The organism is Leucothrix pacifica (genome assembly GCF_003172875.1).
Lineage (GTDB): Bacteria > Pseudomonadota > Gammaproteobacteria > Thiotrichales > Thiotrichaceae > Leucothrix > Leucothrix pacifica.
The window spans coordinates 92,374-104,053 of sequence record NZ_QGKM01000006.1; the positions used below are offsets into that span (position 1 = coordinate 92,374).

Consider the following 11,680-nt stretch of genomic DNA (forward strand, 5'->3'; position numbering starts at 1 on the left):
CATGATTGTCTCGCAAAACATCAATGAAATAGCCACCTTAATTCAGCAAGGTGGCGTCATTGCCTATCCAACTGAGGCGGTATTTGGACTCGGCTGTGACCCACGTAACTTGCCAGCGGTTCAGCGTTTACTCGACATTAAACACCGCCCTGCTGAAAAGGGACTTATCTTAATCGCTTCAGATTTTGAGCAACTCAGACCGTTTCTTGCGCAGGATCTTCAGGCTAGTCCAGAGCAGATACAACCAAACAATATTACCTGGGTCTTCCCTGCCGATACCACTGTGTCGCCGCTGTTAAGAGGTAGCCACACAACGTTGGCTGTCCGCGTCACCAAGCACCCTTTAGTTCGCGAGCTGTGTGACGCGCTCAATAGCCCTATTGTATCCACCAGTGCCAATATCACTGGTGCCGATCCGTGTCATAGCACACAGTCCGTTTTAGACCAATTCAAGCACCATCAACTTGCACCCGATGCAATCCTTGATGGCCCGACCGGTGGACAGCTCAATCCCACCGAAATCCGTGATGCTATTAGCGGAAAAATCCTTCGTCACAGCTAATATTTTATGGCTCTACTACGTTTGCAAAACATCCAACTCAGTTATGGCGGCCCTGCCCTGCTGGATGATATCAACCTCAGCATAGAACCCAACGAACGAATTTGTTTGATTGGTCGCAATGGCGCGGGCAAGTCCAGCTTGCTGAAAATCATCAGTGGTAAGCACAAAGCCGACTCTGGTGAGCGGATTTTAGAAACGGGCACAGTGATTACTCAGCTGGAACAGGAAGTCCCGCAACACTTAAGCGGCAGTGTCTATGATGTGGTTGCCGACGGGCTTGCAGAAGTCGGAGAATTACTCAGTCAGTACCACCACCTAAGCACGCAAACAGACAACCATGACGAACAATGGATGGCAAAGCTGGAAGCGACTCAACAAAAGCTTGAGGCTTGCGATGGCTGGGGGTTTAGTCAAAACATCGACAATATCATTTCCAGACTTTCACTAAACGCATCGGATGAGTTCTCAAGGCTATCCGGTGGTGTAAAACGAAGAGTGCTACTGGCTCGCGCACTCGTGCAAGACCCTGACATTTTACTGCTTGATGAGCCAACCAACCATTTGGATATCTGCGTCATTCAGTGGATGGAAGAGTTCTTATTAAATTACAAGGCAAGCCTGTTATTTATCACTCACGACCGTAGTTTCCTGCGTCGTCTGGCCACACGTATCATAGAAATCGACCGAGGTAATGCAACGAGCTGGCCTGGTGACTACGACAACTTCCTACGCCGCAAGCAAGAACAGCTTGAAGCCGAGAGTGCAGAAAATGCTCGCTTTGAAAAGAAACTGGCCCAAGAAGAAGTATGGATTCGACAAGGCATTAAAGCACGGCGCACCCGTAACGAAGGCCGCGTGCGCGCCTTGAAAGCAATGCGCGAAGAACATGCTGCGATTCGTAAGCAACAAGGTAAGGCCAAGTTGCAAATGGATAGTGGTGAAAAATCAGGTAAGAAAGTCGTTGAAGCTAAGCATCTTGATTTCAGCATCGAAGGCAAGCAGCTTATAAAAGACTTCTCGATTACAGTACAACGTGGAGACCGCATCGGCTTAATCGGCCCAAATGGTGTGGGTAAAACGACATTGCTTCGGCTACTACTTGGCAAATTAGAAGCCACCAAAGGCAGTGTCGAACTGGGCACAAATTTAGAAGTTGCCTACTTCGACCAGTTACGTGACCAATTAGATGAAGAACGCTCTGTAAAAGACAATTTAGACCGAGGTGCTGACAATGTCACCATCAACGGTAAAAGCAAACACGTTATCAGTTACTTGCAGGACTTCTTATTTACACCACAACGCGCTAATTCACCAGTAAACTCACTGTCTGGTGGTGAACGAAACCGACTATTACTAGCAAAACTTTTCATTAAACCAGCGAATATATTGGTACTGGATGAGCCGACCAATGATCTCGATGTAGAGACACTTGAGTTACTCGAAGACTTGCTTATGAACTACGATGGAACAGTTCTGTTAGTGAGTCACGACCGTACTTTCATTAATAATCTTGTCACTAGTTGCTTAGTGTTTGAAGGTCAGGGCGTGGTACGCGAGTACATCGGCAGCTATGATGACTGCATGGCTCAGCAGGCCGAACGACAGGCACAAGAAGCACAACAGAAAAAGCCTGTCCCTGCACCTACAAAAAGTACAACAGAAAAAACGAAGGCTAGCGAGACTGCCGAATCAAAATCTGCCAATAAGACGACGGGTAAAAAGCTGAGTTACAAATTACAACTTGAACTCGATAATTTACCGCAAGATATTGAAGCATTAGAAAACAAGATTGCTAAAATTGAAGAAGAAATGGCCTCACCAGCATTTTTCAAACAAGACCACGCAACCTCACAGGCCACAACAGATGCATATCAGTCCTTGCAACAAGACCTCGAACAGAAGTATGCTCGATGGGAGACTTTGATGGATGAATCAGCATGAATATCGCAGACTATCGCAGGGAATACACCCAAAGTGGATTAAACCGCGCAGACCTTGAAACTGACCCTTTCAGACAGTTTGAACGCTGGTTTTCTCAGGCTCTGAAATCTGACTACCCGGATGCGAATGCCATGTCGCTTGCCACTGTTTCAGAAGATGGCAAACCGAGCCTCCGAACAGTGCTGCTTAAGGGCTTTGATGCGAAGGGATTTACATTTTTCACCAATTACGACAGTGACAAAGCACAACACATCGCCTCAAATGATCAGGTCTGTTTGCTGTTCTCATGGCTTCAGGTCGATCGCCAAATTGAAATTCGAGGAACGGCTAAGAAAGTTTCCAATGCTGAGTCAGCAGAGTATTTTGGTTCCCGCCCTGAAGGCAGCCAACTTGGTGCATGGGCCTCACACCAGAGTCAGCCTATCGACACACGTGAGCAGTTGATGGGGCAGCTTGAGGAAGTCACTGAGCGCTTCAAGGGCAAATCAGTACCACTCCCTGATAACTGGGGTGGATATCGCGTGATTCCGGAGAGTATTGAGTTTTGGCAGGGTCGTGAAAATCGCTTACATGACCGCTTTGAGTACCGTCTTAAAGATGGCGCATGGGAATTGCGAAGACTTCAGCCTTAACAGGCTTATGCGCCTAAAACGCCCATCTCACAAATCCAAGACAAAAAAATCCCGGCGACTGTTTTCACAGGCCGGGATTTTTGATCTAACGCTGATTACTGAAGCTGTTTAGCAAGTACCATGCTCTTCAACACATTCAGTGCCTCAAACAATTGATAATCTTCGACTACTAAGTTTTCCTTCTGAGCATCAGCTATCTTCTTCTTTTCTTCTTCAGTTTTCTCTTCGTCTTTCGTTGCTTCATTCGCAACATCCTGAGCAGACTTCGGTTTTTCCTCTGGATTTTCCAAATGCCCCGTCAAATCAGCTTCTGACAAAGGCTGGAACTCTTCTTCCGTCTCTTTCTTACCATTCGTCAACTGTAGCGGCTCAACTTTAATATCAGGCTCAATACCCGTCGCCTGAATAGAGCGACCTAACGGCGTGAAGTAGCGCGCCGTTGTCAGCTTGACGGCAGTGCTACGATCAATTGGCAGTACCGTTTGCACAGAACCCTTACCGAATGTTTTTACACCTACAATCAAAGCACGCTTGTGATCTTGCAATGCTCCTGCCACGATCTCAGAAGCAGATGCCGAACCCTGGTTAACCAGTACAACTAATGGCGCACTATCAAGGATGTCACCTTTTTCGGCATCATAACGCATCACTGCATCTTCAACCCGACCCTCAGTGTAAACAACCTTACCTGATCTCAGGAACAAGTCACTCACACCAACAGCACCATTAAGAACACCGCCCGGATTATTACGTAAATCCAGCACCAGTCCTTTTAACGGGCCTTTGTTCTCTTCAACCAGCTTCGCCACACCCTCTGCAACACCTTGTGTTGTTTTAGACTGGAAGCTTGAGATCCGAACATAACCGAAACCATCATCCAACATACGCTGCTTCACACTACGTACTTTGATAATGTCGCGAACCACTTTAATAGTAAATGGTTGATCTTTACCTTCACGTACAACCATCAAATTGATTGGTGCGCCAGGCTTACCACGCATGATCTTGACCGCTTCGCTCAGCGTCAGACCTTTTACAGGCTTATCATCCAAACGGATAATCAGGTCACCCGCTTCAATACCGGCTTTCTGCGCAGGTGTATCATCAATAGGTGAAATAACTTTAACAAAGCCATTCTCCATACCTACTTCAATACCTAAACCACCAAACTCACCAGAGGTACCAACCTGTAGCTCGGTAAATGCGTCTTCATCTAAATAAGCAGAATGAGGATCTAGCCCGGTCAACATACCGCTTATTGCATCACTGATTAAGCTTTTGTCATCCACTTCCTCTACATAATCGCGCTTGATTCGCATGTAGACTTCAGTGAACTTTCTAAGCTGCTCCAATGGGACTGCTGTGCGATTGTCCTTAAACGCAAATACGCTCAAACTGGCAGTAGAAGCTACTCCAATAATTGCGCCAGCAATAATGCCAGTGGTCAGTGTTTTATTCATCTTGATTTGCATATTTTCTCCAGTGTAAACATCCACTTTCTGCGGTGAATGTCAGTGTCTCGCTCATTATTATTCTAAGGCAGTCCACGACTTACAGAGTGTAAGCATTACCGCTGTATTTTGCACTTCGTTTATTATGAAAAATTGATAATTATCGAGACAACCATATAATTTCAGACTAAAAACCCGCTATTTGCACCACCGTGCCGGGTTCTGAGTTGATGCGCCACGGCGTATCTCGAAGTAAAGCGCATTTTCATTCTGCCCACCAGAATTACCAACCGCCGCGATCACTGCACCGGCGTTCACGACATCGCCTGTTTTACGGTACACTGCTCTGTTGTACGCATATAAAGTCCGATAGGATTTATCATGCTGCAAAATAACAACATATCCATAACCGCGTACCGGCCCGGCATACTCAACTTTACCGCGAGCAACCGCATGAACGCGCTGCCCTCCGGGGGCTTTAATAAGAACCCCTTTCCATTTTTGCTTAGCGTTACGACGACTCCCGTAATTCTTAGTAATCCGCCCTTTTACAGGCCAGGACAGTCTTCCGCGCAATGATGAGAATGGCCTGTTGGCAACAAAGTTAAGACTTGTCTGCTTCCCTTTCGGCGCTGCTTTTTTAGTGGTAGTCGCTTTCTTAGTAACCGTCTTTTGTGCCGCCTGAGTTTTCTGTGCTGTCTTTTTCTTAGCCACTGCCGCACGTCTGGCAAGAGCAGCAGCATCTGCTTTTTGTTTCTTAATCAGGTTATCAAATACCGCCTGTAGAGCCGCCTCTTTCTTCTTTAGTTGGTTCAGCTTGCTTCGTTGGCTACTCTCCACAGACTTAGCACTTTTTAACGCTTTACTGTTTTTAGCCAACTCAGCCTGCAAACTCTTCTTATCTGCCAGTAATGAGACGCGCAGCGATTTTAACTCCTGACTATCTTTAGTAATTTTCGCCTCAAGCTTTTCAATTTCCTCGAGACTTTTTCGAACATTTTGAATTCGATTGACACGACTGGTATTGAGGTATTCGAAGTATTTCGTCGTTCGGCTAATATCAGAAGGGTCATCTTGTTTTAGCAGCAGCCTCAAGTGTGATTCTTCACCAGAGCTATACATCGCTAGTAACTGCTTTGCTAAAATCTCTTTCTCGACTTTGATTCGCTCAGTCAGAACCTGCTTTTCTTTACTGGAACTAACCATTTGATCGGAAATGGCTTTGATTTTTTGCTCAGCCTGATATTCCTTACGAGACAAACGATTGATTTCTGCCTCGTTTCTCTCCAACTCAGACTGCAGCGACTTAGAAGTCGCCCTGGCTTTGTTGTAACTTTTGCTAACCTTGGATATTTCAGCTTTGACCTTCTTCTGCTCCGATTGAGTATCCGCCGAGGCAGACGACATCAGGCAAGCCAACAAAATGACACTGGTTAGTAACAAACGATGAGCCAAAACAAACACCTAATTAAATAATTTTTTTAATTCGTTTAGCTTATAACTTTAGGCATTTGATATTCAAGTGACTTTGCAAAGAATCTATATTAAAGTATTGATGTATACTGAATTATTAGTAGAAAACGATTAAATGGAGACTCGATGAGCAGCGTTGAACTTATAGAAGGTGACCTACACTCCCCTGTATTTAATAGTGCTGATCTCCTCACTCGCGAAAAAGACATCGAGCAAGCCTCTCGCTCACTCAAAGCCATTTCGCATCCATTACGCCTGAAGATACTGTGCGTACTCGGTAACAATGAAGTAAACGTACAAGACATTGTAGATACAGTAGGCACTTCACAAAGTAATATTTCTCAGCATCTCGCGATTCTTCGTGACAAAGGCGTACTAGGTTCTCGCAAAGAAGCCAACAAGGTCTATTACAAGGTCGCTGATAGTCGCACGTTAAAGTTGATCGACATGATGCAAGAAGTCTTCTGTACACCTCAGCCGTAATTACGACCAGCTAAAACCTTAATTCCCTCACATAAATTGACCGCATTGATTAATATGCGGCGCGTGAAGCTTTACCCAATCGTTGCTAAACGGTATCTTTACGCACTGTCAATTCACTAATGGTTTCAACATGCAAGAATATATTGAATTTGCCCGCACCAACCCATTGTTAGTTCTGGGTTTCTTTGGTGTGCTAGCTCTGATCATCTGGACAGAATGGGGACGCCTCAATCGTAAATACCAGCTAGCCCCAGTCAACACCGCCGTCAAAATGATGAATGATGATAAAACAGTGGTTGTGGACGTTCGTGAAGATCGTGAAGTAGCCGATGGTATGATCAAAGGTGCAAAACACATCCCATTATCCACGCTGGCAACCCGCATTGGTGAACTGGATAAATATAAATCTGCCCCCATACTCGTCTACTGCCGCAGCGGAAACCGCTCTGGCAGTGCCTGCAGCACATTGACAAAAGCAGGTTTTGAGAATGTAAACAACTTAGTTGGCGGTATTACTGCTTGGGAAACTGCAAGCCTGCCGATTGCTAAGCGATAAATAGAGAGAAAGCCATGAGCGCTAAAGTCGTAATGTATACCACTCGTTTCTGCCCTTACTGTATGCGTGCCCGTAGCATGCTCAAAAACAAAGGGATTGAATTTGAAGATATTGCAGTTGGAAACGACCCGGCACTGTGGCAGAAAATGCAGACACTTAGTGGTCGTGACACTGTTCCGCAAATTTTCATCAATGATCAAGCCGTTGGTGGTTATGATGATATCGCGCTTCTTGAGCGTCAGGGCAAACTAGATCCATTACTTAACATCGAACAATAAAAGGAAATACTCATGGCAGAAGAACAAGCCGCCGCAACAACTGCTCAGGAAGAACCACAATTCGTTATTGAGCGCATCTATCTAAAAGATGTTTCGTTTGAATCACCAGGCAGCCCTGCTGTTTTTACTAAAGAGTGGAACCCGGACACAAACCTGCAGCTAAACACTCAGGTCAACCCACTGTCTGACGGCCATTACGAAGTTGAGCTCATGATTACAATTACCGTGAAGAGCAACGATGAAACTGCGTTCTTGGTTGAAGTGACTCAAGCGGGTGTGTTCAAGATTACTGGATATCCACCAGAGCAGCTTAACCACTTATTAGCCAGCTACTGCCCTAGTAACTTATTCCCTTATGCAAGAGAAGCGATTGCAAGCCTGATCTCTAAAGGTAGCTTCCCTGAAATGCATCTTTCACCGATTAACTTCGATGCACTATATGCACAGCGTCAGGAAGAAGAAGCAAAAGCGAATGCAAATGGTGGTCAGGCTGAGGCTTAATGTCGACGCGACCTGACACCTTTTCAGTGTACGGAGCCGGTTCCTGGGGAACGGCTCTGGCACTGCAACTCGCCAGAAATGGTATTGATGTAAAGCTATGGGGGCATCGTCCTTCTCAACTTGAGCAATACAATGCAGCACGAGAGAATACTGATTACCTATCAGGCATTCCATTTCCAGACACACTTCACTGTGAACAATCACTGGAAGCACTGGTAGACCACAGTCTTTATCAGCTAATTGTTGTACCCAGCCATGGCTTCAGAGCCTTACTCGAACAACTCCAACCTCTGCTTAGCTCACAGCACAAAATACTCTGGGCAACTAAAGGCTTGGAATTGAAGACTGGCAAACTGCTACACGAGTTAGTCGAAGACATTCTTCCGCAAACATCTCACTACGGTTTAGTATCCGGCCCTACCTTCGCTGCAGAAGTGGCAAGTGGCTTACCAACCGCCATGACTGTTGCTGCTAATGATGAAACACTTACCCAGACTGTATCCGCTGCATTCCAATCCGAAAACTATCGCGTTTATACCAGCGACGACATCATTGGCGTCGAACTTGGCGGTGCGGTAAAGAACGTGTTGGCTATCGCAGCCGGCATCACTGACGGACTTGGCTTTGGAGCAAACGCCCGCACTGCATTGATCACTCGTGGTTTAGCAGAGATTATGCGCTTAGGTACGACATTGGGCGCTAAAGCTGAAACACTGATGGGACTGGCAGGTATTGGCGATCTCATCTTAACTTGTACGGATGATCAATCCCGTAATCGACAACTTGGACTTGCGCTAGGTGCGGGAAAAACACTGGAACAAGCCATCGAAGATATTGGACAAGCGGTAGAAGGGGCTAAAACATCACAGAGCATTAACCTGCTCGCTAAACGTGTGGATGTTGAGATGCCTATCTGCACCGCTGTTCAGCAGATTCTGTACGAAGGACTACCTCCTCAGGAAGCTGTTCGGGCGCTTATTTCGCGTAAGCCAAAACCAGAATTTTAAAATCAACCGACGCTTAGCTACTTCAGATTTAAACTAATTTGTGGTAAAAGATAAGCTAGTGGTATTCAGGCCAGTCGGGCTTTATCAAGTTAGCAAACAATCAAGGAGACCTTGTTATGCTAGACGATTTGAACATGAGTGATGCGGTAAGACTTGCATCAGGTGTATTAATTTTTATTTGCGCAATTCTTACAATGATCAGCTCAGGCTTCATCTGGTTACTGGTAATCGTTGGTGCGGTAATCATGCAATCTGCATTCACTGGCTTTTGCCCGATTACAATGTTATTCCAAAAGTTGAACTTGTTTACTGATAAGTAAGCGGCCTTCGTCATGAAAGTTATAGTGGCAGGTTTGCTTTTTGTCAGATCAAAAAAAGGGACTCGTTTGAGTCCCTTTTTATAATATCTCATCCAGAAGACTTTAAACCACTCTCTAGCTCCAAAGCCATGCATATAACCCCATCAACTTATTAAAGACTCATCAGAACACTTCCAACTAGCTTTGCAACCATTTCAGATAAAAAAAGTATAATAAGCTTGATATAAAAAATTAACCCCCAATATTTCATCAAACCTAGAAACTTCTAAGAACTAAGATCACTGGAGCCTCACTTGAAAATTGAAGTAGCTGTACCACAAAAGGCCACAACAAAAGTTAAGGGAGACCTTCTTGAAAATATCGCTAAGAAACTTTTAGAAGCTCAGAATTATGAAGTTGAGCAAGAAGTTCGAAATACAGGAGTTGAAGTAGACCTTTTATGTCAAAGTAAGACCAATAATAACAAGAAAATCTCTGTTGAATGTAAGGCCTATAGAGATAAAAAAATTGATTCCGGAATCATCGACAAAATGCTTGGAGTTAAGTCACGGAAAAAGTATGCAGAAGCTTGGCTCATAACAACTAGCAGCTTAGGAAAAGATGCTAAAGGGATAATGGAGGAACTCCTTGAAGAAGGAAATTGTGACGTGCACATCTTTACTCCCGAGAAACTCATGCGTGCATTAGTTGATACTAATGTCATTGTTAGCATTGATATTCCTAAATCGAAAGTTTTAAATAACTATAGCGAAAATCAAATTTTTGATGAGGTTCTTCTTGTAACACCTAAAGGTTATTTCTGGGCCTTCTCTACCTCAAAGACGGGAAAAGCTGAGTTGGTCTTATTATTTGATGCAACTAATGGCCAAATGATTGTTCAGCACGAATTATTATATGAAGTTCAGATGCTAGACTCATCGCTAACGAACTTAGAATTCCCCTCAGAAGTAGGCATCTCAAGTACGAATAACAGTGAAGAACCATGTAAGTTCAATCATGACTATTATCTAAAAACTTTAGATACCGGAGTTAAGTACACTCACCCCGACAAAAATATTATAAATGTCGATGATATTTTCATATATCAAGACTTACAAGTATTAAATGAAGACAAGGAAATAAACTCCAGTAAAATTATAGTCAAAAATAATGAAAAACATCGATTATTTATATTCGGAAATGAACTATCCGGAAAAACTACTCTTGCATACAATATCCAAAGAAAAGTAATAAAAAATGGATTAATACCTGTTTATATAAATGCAGCTGGAATATCATCATCTGACATCAAGAAAATTGAAAAACTAGTAAAAAGAAAAATAATAGAACAATATGAAAATCCAATCACTATAAATTCTAATAAAAATATAGACGAAAAAATAGTTTTAATTATAGATGATTTTCACACAATCAAGACAAACAATGGATCAACTGTAAAAGTAATTAATATTCTAAATGAAAAATACAGTAAGATTATTTTCTTTTCTAATTCAAGCAGAGAACTTAAGCTATTAATTGACAATGATTTAAATGATGCTTTGTCTAGCTACGATTTCTATAAAATAAAAGAACTTGGCTACAAACTTAGAGATGAAATAATAAAGAAATGGGTCTCAATAGGAAGAGATGAAACAATAGGTGACAACGAAAAATATACAAGAACAATTGAACTAGCAAATACAATAGATGTTACTGTCGGCAAGAACTTTGTACCAACATATCCCATTTACATACTGACTCTTCTGCAGTCATTTGAAGCATCGTCAGCAAAAACCTTGCAAGGTAGTGCTTATGCAGAGTTTTATAATTACTTGATTACGCAGTCTTTGGGTTCAATTGGAATTAAGCCTACGGAGCTTCACCTTTACTTTAGCTTTCTCTCGGAACTTGCCTACTTTTTCTTTGACAAGAGTACTAAAGAAATATCTGAAACCGAACTAGAGTCATTTCATGTAAAATACTGTGAAAATAAGATGATAAACTCTAACTTTGACCGACTAAGGAACAATCTCCTAAAATCTAAAATTCTAAAAGAAGAAATCGGTTCATTTTCCTTTAACCATAATTACATCTATTACTTCTTTGCTGCCAAAAACCTGTCTGACCACATCGACAATGAAAACATCAGAGAACAAGTAAAAAAAATAACACAAAGATTATACAGAACTGAATTCGCCAATATTATTATATTTCTGGTTCATTTCACAAAAAACAAATTAGTCCTAAACGGAATAATTAATCAAGCAAAATCAACATTCTCTGAAATCAACATTGCAACATTCTCCAAAGAAGAATTCGAAAACATAAATAAACTCATAAATCAAGAAATAAATATATTCATCGAAGACAAAAAGGTAGAAGAGTCTCGCGCCGAGGAGTTAACTTTAAAAGATAAAGCCCAAGGCAATGAAACTAACGAGTCTAACGACCCAGCAATAAAATATGATGAAGATATAAAAGAGCTATGGTCAAGAGT

At 42.9% G+C, this 11,680-nt stretch carries 12 protein-coding genes; 10 read left to right on the plus strand and 2 right to left on the minus strand.

Features of this window, described 5'->3' with window-relative positions:
* The first annotated feature begins 1 nt into the window (after position 1).
* Genes tsaC through pdxH form a run of 3 tightly spaced genes read left to right on the plus strand, consistent with a single transcriptional unit; the run spans position 2 to position 3,135 of the window.
* On the plus strand, positions 2 to 562 hold the full coding sequence (tsaC, locus tag DKW60_RS04115) for an L-threonylcarbamoyladenylate synthase type 1 TsaC (RefSeq protein WP_109836397.1): 561 nt from the start codon (positions 2 to 4) through the stop codon (positions 560 to 562).
* A 6-nt stretch (positions 563 to 568) separates the two neighbouring features.
* A complete protein-coding gene (uup, locus tag DKW60_RS04120) occupies positions 569 to 2,503 on the plus strand; it encodes an ATP-binding cassette ATPase Uup (protein ID WP_109836398.1) in 1,935 nt (644 codons plus the stop codon).
* Entirely contained in the window at positions 2,500 to 3,135 is a 636-nt protein-coding gene (pdxH, locus tag DKW60_RS04125) for a pyridoxamine 5'-phosphate oxidase (RefSeq protein ID WP_109836399.1), read from the plus strand. Before uup ends, pdxH begins: the two co-directional genes overlap by 4 nt.
* 95 nt (positions 3,136 to 3,230) lie before the next feature.
* Here pdxH and DKW60_RS04130 read toward each other — a convergent pair whose 3' ends face one another.
* Both DKW60_RS04130 and DKW60_RS04135 read right to left on the minus strand, forming a co-directional pair.
* Positions 3,231 to 4,607: a S41 family peptidase gene (locus tag DKW60_RS04130; protein WP_245929578.1), complete on the minus strand. Its 1,377-nt coding sequence runs from the start codon at positions 4,605 to 4,607 to the stop codon at positions 3,231 to 3,233.
* Positions 4,608 to 4,784: 177 nt separating this feature from the next.
* Positions 4,785 to 6,041 (minus strand): murein hydrolase activator EnvC family protein, encoded by a 1,257-nt coding sequence (locus DKW60_RS04135; protein WP_109836400.1) that lies wholly within the window; start codon positions 6,039 to 6,041, stop codon positions 4,785 to 4,787.
* Positions 6,042 to 6,185: 144 nt separating this feature from the next.
* Here DKW60_RS04135 and DKW60_RS04140 point away from each other — a divergent pair, with 144 nt between their 5' ends.
* The 7 genes from DKW60_RS04140 to DKW60_RS04170 form a co-directional block, all read left to right on the plus strand.
* On the plus strand, positions 6,186 to 6,542 hold the full coding sequence (locus DKW60_RS04140; protein ID WP_109836401.1) for an ArsR/SmtB family transcription factor: 357 nt from the start codon (positions 6,186 to 6,188) through the stop codon (positions 6,540 to 6,542).
* Between the two features lie 130 nt (positions 6,543 to 6,672).
* Complete coding sequence (locus DKW60_RS04145; RefSeq protein WP_109836402.1) at positions 6,673 to 7,098, plus strand: rhodanese-like domain-containing protein; 426 nt, start codon at positions 6,673 to 6,675, stop codon at positions 7,096 to 7,098.
* Between the two features lie 14 nt (positions 7,099 to 7,112).
* A complete protein-coding gene (gene grxC / locus DKW60_RS04150; RefSeq protein WP_109836403.1) occupies positions 7,113 to 7,376 on the plus strand; it encodes a glutaredoxin 3 in 264 nt (87 codons plus the stop codon).
* Between the two features lie 12 nt (positions 7,377 to 7,388).
* Positions 7,389 to 7,877: a protein-export chaperone SecB gene (gene secB / locus DKW60_RS04155; protein ID WP_109836404.1), complete on the plus strand. Its 489-nt coding sequence runs from the start codon at positions 7,389 to 7,391 to the stop codon at positions 7,875 to 7,877.
* Positions 7,877 to 8,884, plus strand: coding sequence for an NAD(P)H-dependent glycerol-3-phosphate dehydrogenase (locus tag DKW60_RS04160; protein ID WP_109836405.1), 1,008 nt, complete (start codon positions 7,877 to 7,879; stop codon positions 8,882 to 8,884). The genes secB and DKW60_RS04160 overlap by 1 nt, the downstream gene beginning before the upstream one ends.
* Before the next feature lie 134 nt (positions 8,885 to 9,018).
* Positions 9,019 to 9,204 (plus strand): YgaP family membrane protein, encoded by a 186-nt coding sequence (locus DKW60_RS24630; RefSeq protein WP_425451291.1) that lies wholly within the window; start codon positions 9,019 to 9,021, stop codon positions 9,202 to 9,204.
* A gap of 293 nt (positions 9,205 to 9,497) precedes the next feature.
* The coding region (locus DKW60_RS04170) for an STAND family AAA ATPase (RefSeq protein ID WP_146203429.1) at positions 9,498 to 11,680 on the plus strand (2,183 nt) is incomplete at its 3' end.